Genomic DNA, 18,641 nt, shown 5'->3' with positions numbered 1-18,641 from the left:
CGATTCGCCCCGCGTCGGCCGGGACTTTTCGTCGTGCGGGAAGTTTCCCAGAGTGATACTTTGATTCCTAACAAGAGACAAGGGGCATCGATGACCACCGGAACCTCCACGACCGGAACCTCCACGACCGGCGCCGACCTCGCGGCGCTCGCGGCCGAAGCGGGCACCAAGTTCATCCTCGCGTTGTTCGTGGACCTCAGGGGCAAGCCGTGCGCCAAGTTGGTGCCGGTCGAGGCGATCGACCTCCTCGCAACGGACGGGGTCGGATTCGCCGGGTACGCCGTCGGCGCCATGGGCCAGGAGCCCAAGGACCCGGACCTCATCGCGATCCCCGACCCGGCGTCCTTCACGCCGATCCCCTTCATCAAGGACGGGCTGGCGATCGTGCACTGCGACCCGCACGTCGAGGGCAAGCCCTGGCCGTACGCGCCCCGGATCATCCTCAAGTCGCTGATCCAACGGGCCGCCGACGCCGGGTTCGAGCCGTGGGTTGGCGCCGAGGTGGAGTACTTCCTGCTCACCCGCAACCCCGACGGCAGCCTGGCCACCGCCGACGCGGCCGACACCGCCGCGCAACCCTGTTACGACGCCCGCGGGGTTACCAGGATGTACGACCACCTGACCACGATCTCGTCGGCGATGAACCAACTCGGCTGGTCGAACTACGCCAACGACCACGAAGACGGCAACGGGCAATTCGAGCAGAACTTCCAGTTCGCCGACGCACTCACCACCGCCGATCGCGTCGTCACGCTGCGCTATCTCCTGTCGATGATCGCCGCCGAGCGCGGCATGATCGCCACCTTCATGCCCAAACCCTTCACCGACCGGACGGGTACCGGGCTGCACCTGCACCTTTCGCTGACCAGTGCAGGCACGCCCGTCTTCCCCGCAGGCGACGACGAGGACGAACGGGGTCTCGGCCTGTCCCCCACCGCGTACTCGTTCATCGGGGGGATCCTCGACCACGCGTGTGCACTACAGGCCATCGTCGGCCCAACGGTCAACTCCTACAAGCGAACCGGCGCGGTCACGACGGCGTCGGGCGCGTCGTGGGCGCCGAGGCAGGCCACCTACGGCGGCAACGACAGGACGCACTACATCCGGGTGCCCGACGACCAACGCGTCGAATTGCGGGGCGGTGACGGGTCGGCCAACCCCTACCTCGCGGTCGCCGCGGCTCTCGGCGCGGGGATCGACGGCATCAAGCGCAGCCTCGACCCCGGAGCCGTGGGCGTCCTCCCCGAGGGACGGCCCACCCTGCCGCCGACACTGCTGCACGCGGTGGACCAGTTGGAGGCCGACGCGGTGGTCACGGGCGTGCTCGACGCGGCGGGGGACGGGGTGGCCGGATACTTCGCCGCCATCAAGCGCGACGAGTTCTTCGCCTATCACAGCTCGGTCTCCCCGTGGGAAGTCGAGCAGTATCTGACCGCGTTCTAGCGCAACGAGTTACCAAGGAAGGCAAGCAATGTGCGGAATCGTGGGTTTGCACCTGCGTACACCCGAGCTGTATCCACGGCTCGGCGAACTACTCACCGGAATGCTATGTGAGATGTCGAACCGGGGCAGCGACTCCGCAGGCGTCGCCCTGTACGGCGACCCAACGTGGACCCCGCCAGGCCGGGGTTGCGTGTCGCTTCTCGAAGTCGACGGTGGCGACGAATCAATCAGCGCTGCAGTCAGTTCCGCGCTGGGCGCCGACGTCTCCGCGACGACGCTCGGCGAGACCCGCCTGCTGACGGCCGACGCCGACTCCGAAACCCTGCTCGCCGCGGCCAGGGTCGCCTACCCCGGCGTGCTGGTCGCCGGCTTCGGCGCTGACCTGGCCGTGCTCAAGGGCGTCGGCGACCCCGCCACGCTGACCCGGTCGTGGGGCCTGGCCGCCGCGCAGGGCTGGCAGGGCGTCGGGCACACCAGGATGGCAACCGAGTCGGCGGTCACGCCGTCGGGCGCCCACCCCTACGCTGTCGGACCCGAACAGTGCCTTGTGCACAACGGCTCGTTCGCCAACCACGCCACCATCCGACGCGAATTACAAGCCGCCGGTGTGCGATTCGACAGCGAGAACGACACCGAGGTCGGCGCCAGGTTCGTCGCGAGCAGGCTGGCAGACGGCCGCGACGTGGAGACCGCGCTGAAGGAACTGTGCGCCACCTTCGACGGCTTCTACACGCTGCTGGTCTCCAACCGGGACTCGTTCGCCGTGGTCCGCGACGCGATCGCGTGCAAGCCTGCCGTCATCGCCGAGACCGACGACTGGGTGGCGATGGGCAGCGAGTACCGCGCGCTGTCGGGCCTGCCCGGCGTCGAGAAGGCCGCCATCTGGGAACCCGAGCCGGAGGTCGTCTACGCATGGACGAGGTAATCCAGTACGACCTTGCCAGCACTCCCCTGCGCGAGGTGAACGCCGCCCTGCACGCGCCCAGCCTGACCGGTGAATTCGTCGTCGAGAACCCCGCTGGCGCACACAACGTCGCGGTGGGCATGAACGCGGACGTCAAGGTCACCGTCGACGGCCACGTCGGCTACTACGCGGCAGGCATGAACCAGCGCGCCTCCATCATCATCGACGGCAATGCCGGCACGGGGGTTGCGGAGAACATGATGAGCGGCACGGTGTGGGTGAAGGGCAACGCGTCGCAGTCCGCAGGCGCCACCGCCCACGGCGGGCTGCTGACGATTGACGGCAACGCCGCTGCGCGGTGCGGCATTTCGATCAAGGGCGTCGACATCGTCGTCGGTGGCGACGTCGGGCACATGAGCGCTTTCATGGCGCAGGCAGGCCGCCTGGTGATCCGCGGCAACGCAGGCGACGCCCTCGGCGATTCGATCTACGAGGCCCGCATCTACCTGCGCGGTGATGCCGCGTCGTTGGGCGCCGACTGCGTGGCCAAGGAGATGCGGGCCGAGCACCACGACGAACTCGGCAGGCTGCTGAAATCCGCCGGGTACGAGGACGACGACACCAACGCCTACACCCGGTATGGCTCCGCGCGCAGCCTCTACCACTTCCACTCCGACCACGCTGCGAGCTACTGATGACCGAAACATCCGACGCGCGAGCACGACTGGGCCTGCGCGAGTCCGCCACCTTCGACCGGCCGACCATCGCGGCCATTCAGCGGGCCGCCGAGACCGGCATCTACGACATCCGCGGCTGGGGCGCCAAGCGACCGCTGCCCCACTTCGACGACCTGCTCTTCCTCGGCGCGTCGATGTCACGCTATCCGCTGGAGGGCTACCGCGAGCGCTGCGGCACCGACGTCGTACTCGGCGGCCGTCACGCTAAACACCCTCTGCACCTTGATACTCCGGTGACCATCGCGGGCATGTCGTTCGGCGCGCTGTCCGGGCCTGCCAAGGAGGCACTCGGCCGGGGCGCCAGCGAGGTCGGCACGTCGACCACCACCGGCGACGGTGGCATGACGCCCGAGGAGCGCGGCCAGAGCAAGTACCTGGTGTATCAGTACCTGCCGTCGCGCTACGGGATGAACCCCGACGACCTCCGCAAGGCCGACGCCATCGAGGTGGTGCTCGGACAGGGCGCCAAGCCCGGTGGCGGCGGAATGTTGCTGGGGCAGAAGATCTCCGAACGCGTGGCAGGGATGCGCACGCTGCCGGAGGGCATCGATCAGCGCTCGGCCTGCAGGCATCCCGACTGGACCGGACCCGACGACCTCACCATCAAGATCAACGAACTCCGCGAGATCACCGACTGGGAGAAGCCGATCTACGTCAAGGTCGGTGCGACCAGGACGTACTACGACGTCAAGCTCGCAGTCCACGCGGGCGCCGACGTGGTGGTGGTCGACGGCATGCAGGGCGGCACCGCCGCCACGCAAGACGTATTCATCGAACACGTGGGAATCCCGACGCTGGCCGCCGTTCCGCAGGCGGCGCAGGCGCTGTCCGAACTCGGGGTGCACAGGAGGTCCGGCGCGGGCGCAGAGAAGGAAGTGCAGCTCATCGTCTCGGGTGGCATCCGCAGCGGAGCCGACGTCGCCAAGGCGCTTGCGCTCGGCGCGGACGCGGTGGCCATCGGCACGGCTGCACTCATCGCGCTCGGCGACAACCATCCGCGGTACGCCACCGAGTACGAAAAGCTCGGCAGCGCAGCGGGTTTCTTCGACGACTTCCAGGACGGCACCGACCCTGCGGGGATCAGCACGCAGGACCCGGAGCTGGCTGCGCGGTTCGATCCGGTAGAGGGTGGCCGCCGTCTGGCCAACTACCTGCGAGTGTTGACCATGGAGGCGCAGACCATCGCCAGGGCGTGCGGCAAGGCACACGTGCGGCACCTGGAACCCGAGGATCTGGTGGCCATCACCATCGAAGCCGCGGCGATGGCGCGGGTACCGCTGGCAGGCACCGACTGGATTCCTGGATCACGTTCGTGACCGAAACCGCAGACGTCGTCATCGTCGGCGGCGGCATCGAGGGTGCTGCGGCGGCGTGGGCGTTGGCCCAGCGCGGCGTCACCGACGTCTTCGTCGCCGAACGCAACACCGTCGGCTCGGGAATGACCGGCAAGTCCAGCGGCATCGTCCGGTGCCACTACGGCGTCAGCTCGCTTGCGGCGATGGCAACCGTCGGGCTCGAGGTATTCGAGAAGGCCGAGGAGATCTTCGGCACCGACATCGGCTTCCGGCAGACCGGATACGTCGTCGGGGTCGGCGAACCGAACGTCGACTCCATGCGCAAGAGCCTGGCCGCCCAACGCGCCGTCGGCGTGCAAACCGAGGAGATCGACCAGTCCGAGGTCGCCCGCATGTGGCCGTTCGCGGATCTGTCGCCGTTCGCGGCCTTTGGATGGGAGGCGCGCGGCGGTTACGGCGACGCCTACATGACCGCGCAGGCGTTCGCGGTCTCGGCGCGCGCCGCGGGCGTCCGGATCCGCCAAGGCACCGCGGTGGCCGGACTATCCATCGTCGACGATCGGGTGACCGGCGTCCGGCTCGCCGACGGCACCGAGATATCCACTGGCACAGTCGTCGTGGCGACCGGCGCCTGGACCCAGCCGTTCCTCGCCCCCTACGGAATCGACGTCCCGATCCGGGTGGTACGCGAGCAGATCGTCACCATCGCACCCGGCATCGACATTGGATCCGTGCCCGTCTTCTCCGACCTGGTATCGCTGCAATACGTCAGACCGGAAGTCGGCGGCGACATCCTGTTCGGCAACAGCGACCTCTCCGATGCCGAAGAAGCCGATCCGGACGACTACTCCAACCGCGCGACCGACGACTTCGTCGACCTCACCGTCGCCAAGGTCGGGAACCGTTTCCCAGGACTCACCGACGCCGCGATCACCGGCAGCTACGCCGGCTGCTACGACGTCACCCCGGACTGGAACCCGGTGATCTCCCGCACCGGGATCGACGGACTGGTGGTGGCGGCCGGGTTCAGCGGGCACGGCTTCAAGATCGCTCCCGCGGTCGGCAAGTTGGTGGCCGACCTGGTGGTCGACGGCCGCAGCGCCGACCCACGCATCCCCGAGACCGACTTCCGGTTGTCCCGCTTCGCCGAGGGCGACCTGCTGACGTCGCCGTATCGGTATGTCGGCGCGGGCGAGATGCGCTAGACAGGACACCCGTGACCGACATTCCGCTGCTCCGCAACAAATCCGGCACCGCACGCGATCGTGATCCCAGCGAGCCCGTCGACGAGCTGGAGTTCGAGGCGGCGATCGGGCGCAACGTGCGTCAACTGCGCCAGCAGCAGGGGCTGACGGTGGCCGAGACCGCCGCAAGGGTCGGCATCTCCAAGGCGATGATGTCCAAGATCGAGAACGCCCAGACGTCGTGCAGCCTGTCGACGCTTGCGCTGCTGGCGAAGGGCCTCGACGTCCCGGTGACCAGCCTGTTCCGCGGCGCCGACGTGGAGCGGCCTGCGGCGTTCGTGCGTGCGGGGACCGGTGCGCGCATCGTCCGCAACGGCACCCGCGAGGGCCACGAATACGAACTGCTCGGCTCGCTGCGCGGTGAGCACAAGCGGTTGGAGTGCCTGCAGGTGACGTTGACGGCGAAGAGCAAGACCTACCCGCTGTTCCAGCACCCCGGCACCGAGTTCATCTACATGCTCGAAGGCGTCATGGACTACAGCCACAGCCGTTCGGTGTACCGACTGCACCCCGGTGACTCCCTGCAACTCGACGGCGAGGGCGCCCACGGCCCGGTCGATCTGGTCGAGGTGCCGATCCGGTTCCTGTCAGTCGTCGCGTTCCCCGATTCGCAGGTGTAGTTCGGGAGGTCAACCGAACAGCCTGGCCGCGGACACCACACCGTCGGTGACGATGTCGCAGTGCGGAGTGGCGCTGTCGACCGTGACGGAGGGCCGGATCACCAGGTCGGCCGACTTGATGTAGTCTCCGCCGAGCAACTTTCGCTGCATCGGTGGGCCGACGTAGGCCGTCGCCGCGCATCCCGCAGTGTCGACGTATACGTCCACACCGTCACGGCTCCGCCGCGCACGCGTGTCGGTCTCGAGGTCGAACAGCTGGGGCTGCAGCACCACGTGAACAGGCGTGCCGTCGCGCAGTGCGAGCGAGCACGCGTACGGCTGCGAGCCGCGGACGTCCCAGCGCACCACGTGCAGCGCCGACTGCACCTGGCACGGGTCCCGTTCAGCCAGCGGAGCCGGATACACGCCGACGGCATCGCGGATGGGCAATTGCAGGGACGCGATGCGCGGTTCCATGGCATGCACGACCTTCTCGACGAGGACGCAGTTGTACTGCGAGATCAGCCCGATCCGGACCGCGGGCTGTTCGGGCCCTGGCAGCGGATGCGCGCCGGGCAACCGGGATAGCGGCAACGGCATCAAGTACTCGCACGATCCCGGCGACGTCTCGTGGACGGCGTCGACACGAGCGAGTTCCAGGTGGATGCTGAGGAACCAGCGTGCTGCTTCGCCCGCGACCTTGACGTCGAGGTCGCACTCATCGAACGCGAACAGCGTTCCGACAGAGCCGATTTCGCCGACCTTGGCCATGGCTTCGCGGGTCAGCAGCCCGCACGGGTCGATGCGTCGCAACGCACGCAGGTAGCCCAGTCTGGTGACGTCGTCGGAGCTGACCGTCTGGCCGTAGGTGGGCACGTCTTCGGCGAAGAAGTACGACTGGTCGTACGCGTGCGCCCGCGGCGACCCGCCGATGGCCCGGGCACACCCGGTCAGCACCATCAAGACGGCCAGCGCAGTGACCAGGGCCCGCACCGCGTCAGTGTGGCACAGAGGCTCGTTTTGGCCCTGCCACGATGCGGAGTACAGTCACGAACGTGCAGCGGGTGCTCCTCCTCGGACGCCGCGACGGGGTCTGATCCAGACTGGCCTCCCGTCGCGGGTGTTCACGATGCGCCGGTCTGAAGTAAAAACCCAGACGAATCCGGAGCAAGAACCGTGAACAACCCCAACAATGTCGACGCCTACGCTTGGACGTCGCAGGCGCGCACCATCAGCACCCCATCGGGTGCCCCCAATCCCGGCCAGCCCGCGTGGAACACCCAGCGGGCGACGTCGATGCCGGTCAGCCGCTATCGCACCTTCGCCTCCGAAGTTCCAGGGGGAGAGCCGTCCATTCCGTTCGACCGCACGTGGCCGGACAAGGTAGTCGAGACCGCCCCGATGTGGTGTGCGGTCGACCTGCGCGACGGCAACCAGGCCCTAATCGACCCCATGAGCCCGGAACGCAAGCGGCGCATGTTCGACCTGCTGGTCCGCATGGGCTACAAGGAGATCGAGGTCGGCTTCCCCTCGGCGTCGCAGACCGACTTCGACTTCGTCCGCGAGATCATCGAACACGGCGCGATCCCCGACGACGTGACGATCCAGGTGCTGACCCAGTGCCGCCCGGAGTTGATCACCCGCACGTTCGAGGCCTGTGCCGGTGCGCCGAAGGCGATCGTGCACTTCTACAACTCGACGTCGATCCTGCAGCGCCGCGTGGTGTTCCGGGCCGACCGCGACGCCGTCAAGGCCATTGCCACCGACGGCGCCAGGATGTGCGTCGACGAGGCCAAGAAGTACCCCAACACCCAGTGGCGCTTCGAGTACTCGCCGGAGTCGTACACGGGCACCGAACTGGAGTACGCCGTCGAGGTATGTGATGCCGTGAGCGCCATCGTCGACGCGACACCGGAACGGCCGCTGATCGTCAACCTGCCAGCCACCGTCGAGATGGCCACGCCGAACGTCTACGCCGACTCGATCGAGTGGATGAGCCGCAACCTGGCGCGCCGGGATTCGATCATCCTGAGCCTGCATCCGCACAACGATCGCGGAACCGCCGTCGCCGCAGCCGAATTGGGTTACCAGGCGGGTGCCGACCGGATCGAGGGCTGCCTGTTCGGCAACGGCGAGCGCACCGGCAACGTATGCCTGGTGACGCTGGGGCTGAACCTGTTCAGCCGGGGGGTCGACGCGCAGATCGACTTCTCCAACATCGACGAGATCCGCCGCACCGTCGAGTACTGCAACCAGCTGCCCGTCCACGAACGGCACCCGTACGGCGGCGATCTGGTGTACACCGCGTTCTCGGGCAGCCACCAGGACGCCATCAACAAGGGTCTCGACCAGATGAAGGTCGACGCGGATGACGTCGGCTCGGATGTTGATGAAATCCTTTGGCAAGTCCCTTACCTGCCGATCGACCCGAAGGACGTCGGCCGCACCTACGAGGCCGTGATCCGGGTGAACTCGCAGTCCGGCAAGGGCGGCGTGGCCTACATCATGAAGGCCGACCATGGGCTGGTGCTGCCGCGACGCCTGCAGATCGAGTTCAGCCAGGCGGTGCAAAAGATCACCGACGGCGAGGGTGGCGAGGTCTCCCCGAAGGAGATGTGGGACGTCTTCGCCGAGGAGTACCTGTCACCCATCCGGCCACTGGAGCGGATGCGGCAGAAGGTCGACGCCGCCGAGGTCGACGGCGGGACCGACAAGATCACCGCGGTAGTGAAGGTCAACGGCGTCGAGCGCGAGATCGTCGGCGCGGGCAACGGACCGCTCGCAGCGTTCGTCGACGCCATCGGTGCGGTCGGGTTCGACGTGTCGGTGCTGGACTACTCCGAGCACGCGATGTCGTCGGGCGAGGAGGCGCAGGCCGCCGCCTACGTCGAGGCGTCGATCGGCGGCCAGACGGTATGGGGTGTCGGCATCGCGACCTCCATCACCACCGCGTCGCTGCGGGCCGTGGTGTCAGCGGTCAACCGGGCCGCGCGGGGCTAATCGAGGAAGGCGCTCAACAGTCGTTCCACCAGACCGGCGGCATCTTGGCTGCCCGGCTCTGGCGCGACGGTGAGGTTGCTGAACACGAAGCCGTTGAGCACCCTGCTGAGCTCGTCGATCCGCTCCGGTGTCGGGGTGAAGCCGGCGGCCTCGAACATGAGCGTCGCCGACTTCACCGCGGCCGCCTGGAGTTCCTTCATCAGCGGCCGCAGCTCTTCGCGGCGCGTGCTCTCCATGAAGAGCTCGAACCTTGCGAGAGTCCAGCGGCGGAACTGGTCGTCGGGATCCAGCATGCGAATCATCAACGCCTTCAGGGCGTCCCGGGATATCGGACCGATCGATGCCTGCAGCATCTCGACGCGCTGCCAGTGAAGATCCACGGTTCGCGCGGCGGTCGCCTCGAGCAGCGCCGTCCGCGTTCGGAAGTAGTTCGACGTGGTGCCCGCGGGGACGCCTGCGCGCGTGTCAGCCTGCCGATGCGTCAGACCCCCGACGCCGTCATCGCAGAGGATGTCGATCGCGGCGTCGAGGATCTGATTGCGTCGTTCGGGGTTGGCCGGCATCAGTGCTCGAACCGCACCCGCCAGAACATCGTGAGGAACATCGGGTACACCGGGAACAGCAGCAGGTAGCTGAACCACATCGGGAAGAACTGGATGAAGGGCGCGACGTCGCCGCGCCACACGGAGAAGTAGAGGTGCAGCGGCACGCTCAGGGCGATGTAACCGATCGCCACGGTGGTGGCGATCTTCAGCGGCTTGTTCGCGAACTGCATGCGATGCCGGGTCATGATTCCCGTGACGGCGGCGTATGTCATCGGCACCAACAGTATGTGGTCCGTCGTGGTCGTGACGGCGTACTGCAGCGCGAGCTCGTCGCCGAAGATCACCCGGTACAGATGCATGCCGAAGCCGATGAGGATGGTCAGCATCGCAGCTTCGCGGAAGAAGTAGCCGCGCTCGCGAAAGACCTGCCAGAAGGATTTCCGTTGCACTACGACCGTAGTGGTTTCCATGTTCCGACGGTACCACTACGTTCGTAGTGATTACAAGGGGCGGACGCCACGGTAGAAGCGCACGGGCCCCACGAAGCGCAGACGCCGCGATCCGAGCTCGGCGATGCTCTCGAACCCACTGCTGCGCAGCAGGGCGGGAATCACCGATGCGTCGTGTGCCGACGCTCCATGCGGACCGACGATGTCGACGACGTGCACGCTGCCGCCCGGCCGCAGCACCCGGAACGCCTCGGTCACCGCAGCGGCCTTCACGTCGTCGTCGAGGTGGTGCAGCATCATCGACGACAGCACGCGGTCGAACGATTCGTCGGGGTACGGCACTTCCTGCGCGTACCCACGGTCGAAGCGGATGCCCGCCGCGTTGCGAAACTTGCGACCGGCCCTGGCCAGCGCCCGCGGATCGGGATCCATCCCGGTCACCTGCACTCCCCACTCAGCCCGTTTCAGTCTCTGCATGATGTTGCCAGTGCCACAACCGATTTCGAGGACTCGAGCTCCGTCGAAGAGTTCGACCTGGGCGACGAACTCGTCGTAGACCGGACGCATGCCCAGCACGCGGGTGAGCAGGTCATAGCCAGGGAGGAACAAGTCGTGCCCGGCGGCGGGGATGTAGTCGTGGCGGTTGACCGAGTTCTTGGTCGCTGAATCTGGATGATCTTTGGACATACCCCAATCATTGGGGGCTGTTCGACAGCGGTGTTGGGAGATCTTCGGCGAAACTAGGACTATCTTCGGTTCATGACGCAAGGGGTCCGAGTGGTTGCTCAGCGCGATGGCGTGCCCGTGTACGCCTATCCGTCCGACCCGATGACACCGCCGGTGTCGGTGATCCGATTCGGTCCCGGCGGCCTGCCCGAGAAGGGTCGTCACATCCACGAGTTTCCGATCCTCGCCTACCTCTCCGCGACCGGATCGGTGTACGTCGTCGCGGCCGGCCAAACGATCGACCCGATCTGGGCGAGTCAGCAGGCCGATCGCGTCGGCGTGTTCTTCGATCCCGCTGCACTGAACGACGGTGCGCGCTCCCCGTGGCCGACGTGGCGGAGCCATCCGCTGCTGTTCCCGTTCCTGCACGGCAACTCCGGCGGACTACTGCAACTCCAGGTGCCAACGCATCGGAAGATCTTCTGGGACAACACCATCGAGTCGATGGAAGCCGAACTCCTCGACCGCAGGGAAGGCCACCGGGAGGCGGTCCTCGCGCATCTGACCCTGCTACTGATCGACCTCGCGCGCATGACCGACGACGTGGTCGGCGACCTACGCCGCAGTGGCGAACCGCTCATCGCCGACGTCTTCGCGGTGATCGACCGCCGCATCGCCGAGCCGCTGTCGCTCAGCGACGTCGCGCGCGAGCTGGGACTGACCCCTGGTCACCTCACCACCGTCGTTCGCCGCCGCACCGGGCGCACTGTGCAGGAGTGGATCACCGAGCGCCGCATGGCCGACGCCCGCGCATTGCTGAGCACCACCGATCTGTCGATCTCGGAGGTCGCCCGCCGGGTGGGCATCGCCGACCCTGGGTACTTCGCGCGGCTCTTCCGCACCACGCACGGCGTGTCGCCGCGGAGCTGGCGCGCTTAGAACAGAGCGAACTGGTCACCGCTGAGTGTGGCGTCGGTGAACTCCTCGAGCCCGGTGCCCCCGACCACGTGCTCCAACAGCTGCATGAAGTCCGCGTCGCCGACCAGCGGCACGCCCATCTCGCCGGCCTGATAGCCACGGCCCTGGTCGGGATCGGCTTCGTCGCAGATCACCAACGACGTCTGTTGATCGACGGCCTCTGCGTAGGCCATGCCCGCATGCAGGATCCGCTCGATGAGCTCTTCGTAGGTGTGCCCGATCTCGGTCGAGAGCGCCACCGACATGCCCTGCACCAGAGGTCGGCCCGCGACGAATCGACCCGGGTTCTGAAACGCACACGGCAGCCGCGCCGCGATCATCTTCAGCGGCCGCAGTTCGTCGTGGGTGACCTGACCGTTGGGCCAGCTGCGCCGGTGCACCGGGCGCACCGGCAGCCAGGCCTTGCGGTCGTGGGCTCCGGCCAGTGCGGGCTTGAGGATCTGCGCGAGGACCAGTGCGTCGTCGAGCGCGTCGTGCGGGCGCATCTGCGTGATGCCCCAGTGCGCGGCAAGGGTTTCGAGCCGAAGGTTCTCGGTGCCGAGACGCAGTCGGCGGGTCAGCTCGACGGTGCACATCACGGTGTCGATGGGCAGCTCTGCGCCGATGAGTTCGGCTTCGGCGGCAAGGAAGGAGTAGTCGAAGGCCACGTTGTGCGCCACCAGCGTGCGGCCCCGCAGCACGTCGTTGAGCTGGTCGACGATCGCGGCGAACGTCGGCTGGCCCTCCAAGATCTCCGTTGTCAGCCCGTGCACGTGGGTTGGCCCGGGATCGACACCAGGATTGAGCAGGCTGGAGAAGCTGCCCTCGACGTTGCCGTCGTCACCCAGGGCCAACGCAGCAACGCTGACCACACGGGCCTGGCCCGGGTGAAAGCCCGACGTCTCGACGTCGACGACGGCCCAGCCCGCGCCGGGCTCGCTCGCCGGTCGGCCCCAGGTGTCGCTCACATTTCGAGGATGGCACGGTCCTCTGACAACGCTGGACCGCCAACGCCGCGTGTCGCCCTCGACTTTTAGCCTTTTAGACTGCTTCGAATGGTTACCGCCCGGGGACGACTCGCGCTCGGCGCCGGGTCAGCGGCGCGTTGGGCGTCGCGGGTCACCGGTCGCGGAGCTGGCGCGATGATCGGCGGCCTGGTCGCGATGACGCTGGACAAGTCGCTGCTGCGCCAGCTGGGCGAAGGCAAGCGCTCCGTCGTCGTGACCGGCACGAATGGCAAGTCGACCACCACGCGGATGACCGCGGCAGCGCTCGCCACCATCGGGCCGGTCGCCTCCAACACCGAGGGCGCCAACATGGACGCCGGGCTCGTCGCGGCGCTGGCCAACGCCCGCAACGCGGGGCTGGCCGCCTTGGAAGTCGACGAGATGCACGTCCCGCACGTCGCCGATGCGGTCGATCCGGCCGTCGTCGTCCTGCTGAACCTGTCCCGCGATCAGCTCGACCGGGTGGGTGAGATCAACCACATCGAGCGCACGCTGCGCAGCGGGTTGGCGCGGCATCCGGACACGGTGGTCGTCGCCAACTGCGATGACGTGCTCATGACGTCGGCGGCCTACGACAGCCCGCGCGTGGTGTGGGTGGCGGCAGGCGGCGGCTGGGCCAACGACTCGGTGAGCTGCCCGCGCAGCGGCGAGATCATCGTGCGAGACGGGACCGACTGGTACTCGACCGGCACCGACTTCAAACGGCCGACGCCCCAATGGTGGTACGACGACTCGCACGTCTACGGCCCTGACGGGCTGTCCCTGCCGATGACGTTGGCGCTGCCAGGCACCGTCAACCGTGGGAACGCCACCCACGCCGTCGCGGCCGCCGTCGCGCTCGGTGCCGATCCGGCCGCCGCGGTGGCCGCGGTCTCGGCCGTCGACGAGGTCGCGGGCCGCTACCGAACGGTCCAGCTCGGCGCACACACCGTGCGCGTGCTGCTCGCCAAGAATCCGGCCGGATGGCAGGAAGCGCTGTCGATGGTGAACAAGAACGGCGCCGGCGTGGTGATCGCCGTCAACGGGCAGATACCCGATGGCGAGGACCTGTCCTGGCTGTGGGATGTCCGCTTCGAGCATTTCGAGGGGACGGCAGTGGTCGCCGCGGGTGAACGCGGAACCGACCTGGCGGTGCGGCTCGGGTATGCGGGTGTCGACCACACGCTGGTGCACGACACCGTGAAGGCCATCGCGTCGTGTCCGCCAGGCCATGTCGAGGTGGTCGCCAACTACACGGCGTTCCTGCAACTGAACCGGCGGCTTCCATGACTGAATCGACGGTGCGGATCGGGCTGGTACTGCCCGACGTCATGGGCACCTACGGCGACGGCGGCAACGCGGTGGTGCTGCGGCAGCGCCTGAGCCTGCGGGGCATCGACGCCGAGGTCGTCGAGATCACGCTGGCCGATCCGGTGCCCGACTCGCTGGACCTCTACACCCTTGGCGGCGCCGAGGACTACGCGCAGCGCCTGGCCACCAAGCACCTGATCCAGTACCCCGGCCTTCAACGCGCGGCCGAGCGTGGGGCCCCGGTGCTCGCGATCTGCGCGGCGATCCAGGTGCTCGGGCACTGGTATGAGACGTCATCGGGTGAGCGGGTCGACGGCGTCGGGATGCTGGACGTGACGACGTCGCCGCAGCCCAAGCGGACCATCGGTGAGGTGGTGTCACAGCCGCTGATCCCCGGCCTCGATCAGCGCCTCACCGGATTCGAAAACCACCGCGGCGGAACGGTTCTCGGCTCGTCGGCCGAACCGCTGGCACGCATCGTCTCTGGTGCGGGCAACCGTGACGGCGACGGCTTCGACGGCGCCGTGCAGAGCAGCGTCGTCGCCACCTATCTGCATGGCCCCTGCCTGGCGCGCAACCCCGAGCTGGCCGACCTGCTGCTGTCCCGCATCGTCGGCGACCTTGATCCGCTGGAGTTGGGCGAGGTTGATCAGCTACGGCGCGAACGGCTGGCGGCGCCCCGCCGGGCCTAGCTCGGCCCCGCCAACCGCGAGATCCGCGTTATGCAGCCAAAGTGCGAAAGAAACGCTGCACTTCGTTGATCTCGATGCGGCATCCCCGACTGATCAATGCAGATTCGACTCTCGCCAGCCATGCCGCAGGCCGGTCCTCGGCAATCACCCGGATGATGATCCAGCCCCTTTCCTCGAGCATGCGAATACGCGATATGTCCTTGACGTACTGGCGCCGATCCTTGCGATGGTGGTCGCCGTCGTATTCGACTGCGACCTTGAATTCCTCCCAACCCATGTCCAGGAACGCCACCGGCAGCGTGCCGTCGAGCACTGGTATTTGCGTCTTCGGTCGGGGCATCCCTGCGTCGATGAGCCACAGCCTCGTCCGGCTCTCCCGAGGCGATGCAGCTCCCCCGTCGACTAGCGGCAGCAGCTCCCGTAATTGGCGATTGCCACGGGCTCTGGGGTATCGGTCAGCCAGCTCGCCGACCTCGTCGATCGAGAATCGCTGAGTCCACATCAGGGCGTCGAGCCGGGCCAGCGCGCGCGGTCGCTCCTGATAGCGGCCCAGGTCGAAGGCGGTGCGCACCCGGCTGGTCACCGGTAGACCGGAAACGCGTACTACCTCGTCCTCGGCGACTCGATCCAGCCGCGGAATCAGCCCAGGCTGTGGCCTGCAGTTGACCCCGACGAGTTCGATTGGTTGGGTCGGATCCACCCACGATGCGTGGTGCATCGCGGAGGCTGCCACGCCGGCGATCACACCCCGCCGGCCCGATGCGAGCCAGGCCCCGATGGCGCGATCCCGAAGTGACACCTCGGCGCCCTTCGAAACGTAGACGCCGTGATAGATCGTCTTGTACCACCGCCGCAGTTGATGGCGCGTGACGCGACCCGCCGCTAGCTCTTCTCCGCCCAGAAATACCTCACCCATGCGGGAATCGTGCACCGGACCACTGACAGCCCGACGAGATCCACGTTTTGTAGGAAAAGTGCGAGAGGGCCTCGCCGAAAAGCGGATCTCGCGGTGGCGGGGGCCGTTAACGGCCTGGCTACAGCCCCAGGTCGCGGAGGAACTCCGGCTTGTAGGCCTCGAGGATCACATAGCTCGGATCAGGCGCCGCCGTCTCGGGGGCGTCGTCTTCGACGACCGCTCCACTCTCGGGATCTACCCATTCCTCCGCCGTGGCATCCCACCGGCTCAGCGTGTACTCGGCGCCGACGTGCTCGTCGGATACCAGTTGGCGCACGGTGCTCTCGGCCTCTTGGGCGTCGGCCAACGTGTGCGTGTACAGCTGAACGAAGTTGCCGTCCCGCGTCACGGTCACCCGGCTGCCGAGTCGCTTGCGTGCGTCGTCGTCCAGGTCGAGCATCCGCAGTCGCTCCAAGAACGACATGCCGTGCTCGTCGCTGCCGAGTTCGACTTCGACCTTGAACTCTTCGTCTGCCATGGGCGCCAACTTAAGCCATCGCGCGACGGCCGACCAACGCCCTACCCAGGGTCAGCTCGTCGGCGAACTCCAGATCCCCGCCCATCGGCAGACCCGACGCGATGCGCGTCACGCTGAGCCCGGGGATGTCGCGCAGCATCCGCATGAGATACGTCGCGGTGGCCTCGCCCTCGGTGTTGGGATCGGTGGCGATGATGACCTCGGCGACGTCAACGCCGTCGACGCGCTCGCCGATCCGGGTCAGCAGCTCACGGATTCGCAGCTGGTCGGGCCCAACGCCGGACAACGGATCGAGCGCGCCGCCCAACACGTGGTAGCGGCCGCGGAACTCTCTGGTGCGCTCGACGGCCTGGACGTCCTTGGGTTCTTCGACCACGCACACCAGCGAGGCGTCGCGCCGCGAATCCGAGCAGATCCGGCAGCGGTCGTCGTCGGAGACGTTGCCGCACACCGAGCAGAACTTCACGCCGTCGCGGACCTTGCCGAGCACGGCCGTCAGCCGGTCGATGTCCGGCGGCTCGACCGACAGCAAGTGGAACGCGATGCGTTGCGCACTCTTCGGACCGATCCCTGGCAGCTTGCCCAGCTCGTCGATCAGGTCCTGGACCGGTCCCTCGAACAAGTCAGAGCCCCGGCAGTCCCAGACCACCCAGGCCGCCGGCGAGCGGACCCAGTCTGGTCTGCGCGAGGATGGTGACCTGTTTGGAGGCGTCGGCGAGCGCGCCGACGATGAGGTCCTGCAGGGTCTCGACGTCGCTCGGGTCGACGACCTTCGGATCGATGGCGACACCGACCACCTCGCCGCTGCCCCTCATCGTGATCTGGACCAGCCCGCCACCGGCCTGACCGTGCACCTCGGAGTTGGCGAGCGACTCCTGGGCCTCCATCAACTGCTGTTGCACCTGCTGGGCCTGCGCCAGGAGCGCCGACATGTCGGGCGGTTGACCGGGTTGCATGACGTGGGACCCCTTCGCAATTGACTCGGGTGTGTACCGGGTCGGTCTCGACTTGATTTCGCATGTGCGGACAAGGCGATTTGCGTCCCAAGCCTAGTCGCCCGGCGGGCTAGCGTGGCGCCGTGCACCTCCCAGTGAGCATGCGTGTCGGCGCCGCGATGGCGGTCGGCCTCCTCGTCGCCACCTCGGCGTGTGCCACGCCCGACGCCGACGCTGCCCCTGCCAACATCGCAGGCATGATCGTCTTCCTCGACCCCGGCCACAACGGCGCCAATGACGCATCCCTCACCAAGCAGGTGCCCACGGGGCGCGGCGGGACGAAGGACTGCCAGACCAGCGGAACGTCGACCAACAGCGGCTACCCCGAGCACACGTTCAACTGGGAGACGGTGCTGCGCATCCGTGCCGAACTGACCCAACTCGGGGTGCGCACCGCAATGTCTCGCGGCAACGACGACGCAGTCGCGCCCTGCGTCGACGAGCGCGCCGCGATGGCCAATGCCTTGCGGCCCGACGCCATCGTGTCGATCCATGCCGACGGGGGCCCGGAGAACGGGCGTGGCTTCCACGTCAACTACTCGTCGCCGCCGCTCAACCAGGCCCAGTCGGGGCCCGCCGTCCAGTTCGCCCAGACGATGCGGGACCAGTTGCAGGCCTCCGGCCTGGTGCCCGCCACCTACATCGGCCAGGGCGGGCTCTACGGACGCTCCGACCTGACCGGGCTGAACCTGGCCCAGTACCCGTCGATCCTGGTGGAGATGGGCAACATGAAGAACCCGGCCGACGCGGCGCTGATCGAGAGTCCCGACGGCAGGCAGAAGTACGCCGACGCCGTGGTCCGCGGGATCGCCGCATTCCTGGCGACACGCCCGGCGCGGGCGGTCAGTTAACCCGCCACCCGATCTAATGTCGGCCGCTTACGCGCCCTCCACCTGCTTCTTCAGATTCTCCAAAACCTCTGCCTGAATCTTGCGCAGCCCCAGCGGCGCGAACGTCTTCTCGAAGAAGCCCTTGACGCCCCCGGCGCCGACCCAAGCCGTCTTGGTGGTCACGGTCGAACCGGTGCCCGCCGGCGCGACGGTCCAGGTGGTCACCATGGTCGAGTTGGCGTCCTTCTCGATGACGGAATGCCCCGCAACGTCGACCTCCGCCTTGACGTCTCGGATCCGCGACTCGGTGGCCTGCAGCTTCCAGGTGGCCACGGTGCCCGCACCCTGGCCGCCCTCGAGGACTTGGTATCCGCTGTAGTGCGCGGAGAGGATCTTGGGGCGAACCGTCTGATAGTCCGCGACGGCGGCCAGTACAGCTTCCGGCTCGGCGTTGATCAAGACGGTGCTGGACGCGCTGACCTGTCCCATCGGTGAAGACTCCTTGATATGAGTTGACGTAGCAGTGTGATTCCCGCTTGCTGGTGTCGCATCGGG

21 protein-coding genes are annotated in these 18,641 nt (G+C 67.4%); 11 read left to right on the top strand and 10 right to left on the bottom strand.

Annotation, left to right across the window (positions count from 1 at the left end; translation table 11 throughout):
* Positions 1-90 precede the first annotated feature (90 nt).
* Genes glnT through HNP02_RS24670 form a run of 6 tightly spaced genes read left to right on the top strand, consistent with a single transcriptional unit; the run spans position 91 to position 6,243 of the window.
* Positions 91-1,443 carry a type III glutamate--ammonia ligase gene (glnT, locus tag HNP02_RS24695; protein WP_184443126.1) on the top strand — a complete coding sequence of 451 codons (1,353 nt, stop codon included), beginning with the start codon at positions 91-93 and terminating at the stop codon, positions 1,441-1,443.
* A gap of 28 nt (positions 1,444-1,471) precedes the next feature.
* Positions 1,472-2,368: a glutamine amidotransferase gene (locus tag HNP02_RS24690; protein WP_184443125.1), complete on the top strand. Its 897-nt coding sequence runs from the start codon at positions 1,472-1,474 to the stop codon at positions 2,366-2,368.
* Positions 2,356-3,042, top strand: a complete 687-nt coding sequence (locus HNP02_RS24685; RefSeq protein WP_184443124.1) for a protein glxC — start codon at positions 2,356-2,358, stop codon at positions 3,040-3,042. The genes HNP02_RS24690 and HNP02_RS24685 overlap by 13 nt, the downstream gene beginning before the upstream one ends.
* A complete protein-coding gene (locus tag HNP02_RS24680) occupies positions 3,042-4,400 on the top strand; it encodes an FMN-binding glutamate synthase family protein (RefSeq protein ID WP_184443123.1) in 1,359 nt (452 codons plus the stop codon). Before HNP02_RS24685 ends, HNP02_RS24680 begins: the two co-directional genes overlap by 1 nt.
* A complete protein-coding gene (locus HNP02_RS24675) occupies positions 4,397-5,584 on the top strand; it encodes an FAD-binding oxidoreductase (protein ID WP_184443122.1) in 1,188 nt (395 codons plus the stop codon). Before HNP02_RS24680 ends, HNP02_RS24675 begins: the two co-directional genes overlap by 4 nt.
* Before the next feature lie 11 nt (positions 5,585-5,595).
* Positions 5,596-6,243 carry an XRE family transcriptional regulator gene (locus tag HNP02_RS24670; protein ID WP_184443121.1) on the top strand — a complete coding sequence of 216 codons (648 nt, stop codon included), beginning with the start codon at positions 5,596-5,598 and terminating at the stop codon, positions 6,241-6,243.
* 9 nt (positions 6,244-6,252) lie between these two features.
* On the opposite strand, the gene HNP02_RS24665 is transcribed toward HNP02_RS24670, so the two are convergent.
* On the bottom strand, positions 6,253-7,215 hold the full coding sequence (locus HNP02_RS24665; RefSeq protein WP_184443120.1) for a hypothetical protein: 963 nt from the start codon (positions 7,213-7,215) through the stop codon (positions 6,253-6,255).
* Between the two features lie 183 nt (positions 7,216-7,398).
* On the opposite strand from HNP02_RS24665, the gene leuA reads away from it, so the two are divergent.
* Complete coding sequence (leuA, locus tag HNP02_RS24660; RefSeq protein WP_184443119.1) at positions 7,399-9,222, top strand: 2-isopropylmalate synthase; 1,824 nt, start codon at positions 7,399-7,401, stop codon at positions 9,220-9,222.
* Here leuA and HNP02_RS24655 read toward each other — a convergent pair.
* From HNP02_RS24655 to HNP02_RS24645, 3 genes are read right to left on the bottom strand one after another with little or no spacing between them, the layout of a single operon-like run.
* Positions 9,219-9,785 (bottom strand): TetR/AcrR family transcriptional regulator, encoded by a 567-nt coding sequence (locus HNP02_RS24655; RefSeq protein ID WP_184443118.1) that lies wholly within the window; start codon positions 9,783-9,785, stop codon positions 9,219-9,221. The two genes, leuA and HNP02_RS24655, sit on opposite strands and share 4 nt — an antisense overlap.
* Complete coding sequence (locus tag HNP02_RS24650) at positions 9,785-10,237, bottom strand: hypothetical protein (RefSeq protein WP_184443117.1); 453 nt, start codon at positions 10,235-10,237, stop codon at positions 9,785-9,787. The genes HNP02_RS24655 and HNP02_RS24650 overlap by 1 nt, the downstream gene beginning before the upstream one ends.
* 30 nt (positions 10,238-10,267) lie before the next feature.
* Entirely contained in the window at positions 10,268-10,903 is a 636-nt protein-coding gene (locus HNP02_RS24645; protein ID WP_184443116.1) for a class I SAM-dependent methyltransferase, read from the bottom strand.
* 72 nt (positions 10,904-10,975) lie between these two features.
* Here HNP02_RS24645 and HNP02_RS24640 point away from each other — a divergent pair, with 72 nt between their 5' ends.
* Positions 10,976-11,821 carry a helix-turn-helix transcriptional regulator gene (locus tag HNP02_RS24640; RefSeq protein WP_184443115.1) on the top strand — a complete coding sequence of 282 codons (846 nt, stop codon included), beginning with the start codon at positions 10,976-10,978 and terminating at the stop codon, positions 11,819-11,821.
* Here HNP02_RS24640 and HNP02_RS24635 read toward each other — a convergent pair.
* On the bottom strand, positions 11,818-12,807 hold the full coding sequence (locus HNP02_RS24635; protein WP_184443114.1) for a DEDDh family exonuclease: 990 nt from the start codon (positions 12,805-12,807) through the stop codon (positions 11,818-11,820). The two genes, HNP02_RS24640 and HNP02_RS24635, sit on opposite strands and share 4 nt — an antisense overlap.
* Before the next feature lie 87 nt (positions 12,808-12,894).
* Between HNP02_RS24635 and HNP02_RS24630 the strand changes: the two genes are divergently transcribed.
* Positions 12,895-14,115: a Mur ligase family protein gene (locus HNP02_RS24630; RefSeq protein WP_184443113.1), complete on the top strand. Its 1,221-nt coding sequence runs from the start codon at positions 12,895-12,897 to the stop codon at positions 14,113-14,115.
* Positions 14,112-14,828 (top strand): type 1 glutamine amidotransferase, encoded by a 717-nt coding sequence (locus HNP02_RS24625; protein ID WP_184443112.1) that lies wholly within the window; start codon positions 14,112-14,114, stop codon positions 14,826-14,828. Before HNP02_RS24630 ends, HNP02_RS24625 begins: the two co-directional genes overlap by 4 nt.
* A gap of 28 nt (positions 14,829-14,856) precedes the next feature.
* On the opposite strand, the gene HNP02_RS24620 is transcribed toward HNP02_RS24625, so the two are convergent.
* From HNP02_RS24620 to HNP02_RS24605, 4 genes are all read right to left on the bottom strand, one after another.
* The gene (locus tag HNP02_RS24620) at positions 14,857-15,744 is read right to left on the bottom strand and encodes a hypothetical protein (protein WP_184443111.1); all 888 of its coding nucleotides are present in this window, start codon (positions 15,742-15,744) and stop codon (positions 14,857-14,859) included.
* A 118-nt stretch (positions 15,745-15,862) separates the two neighbouring features.
* Positions 15,863-16,261 (bottom strand): hypothetical protein, encoded by a 399-nt coding sequence (locus tag HNP02_RS24615; protein WP_184443110.1) that lies wholly within the window; start codon positions 16,259-16,261, stop codon positions 15,863-15,865.
* Between the two features lie 10 nt (positions 16,262-16,271).
* A complete protein-coding gene (gene recR / locus HNP02_RS24610; RefSeq protein ID WP_184443109.1) occupies positions 16,272-16,883 on the bottom strand; it encodes a recombination mediator RecR in 612 nt (203 codons plus the stop codon).
* A gap of 1 nt (position 16,884) precedes the next feature.
* Positions 16,885-17,217 (bottom strand): YbaB/EbfC family nucleoid-associated protein, encoded by a 333-nt coding sequence (locus tag HNP02_RS24605; RefSeq protein WP_184443108.1) that lies wholly within the window; start codon positions 17,215-17,217, stop codon positions 16,885-16,887.
* Positions 17,218-17,357: 140 nt separating this feature from the next.
* On the opposite strand from HNP02_RS24605, the gene HNP02_RS24600 reads away from it, so the two are divergent.
* Entirely contained in the window at positions 17,358-18,107 is a 750-nt protein-coding gene (locus tag HNP02_RS24600) for an Rv3717 family N-acetylmuramoyl-L-alanine amidase (protein WP_184443480.1), read from the top strand.
* 27 nt (positions 18,108-18,134) lie between these two features.
* Here the strand turns inward: HNP02_RS24600 and HNP02_RS24595 are convergent, their stop codons facing one another.
* Positions 18,135-18,575: an SRPBCC family protein gene (locus HNP02_RS24595; RefSeq protein ID WP_184443107.1), complete on the bottom strand. Its 441-nt coding sequence runs from the start codon at positions 18,573-18,575 to the stop codon at positions 18,135-18,137.
* Between the last annotated feature and the right edge of the window lie 66 nt (positions 18,576-18,641).

It is taken from the genome of Mycobacterium sp. AZCC_0083 (assembly GCF_014202335.1).
Lineage (GTDB): Bacteria > Actinomycetota > Actinomycetes > Mycobacteriales > Mycobacteriaceae > Mycobacterium.
Note: the sequence above shows the minus strand (reverse complement) of the source record. Positions and strands in the feature narration are given on the sequence as shown.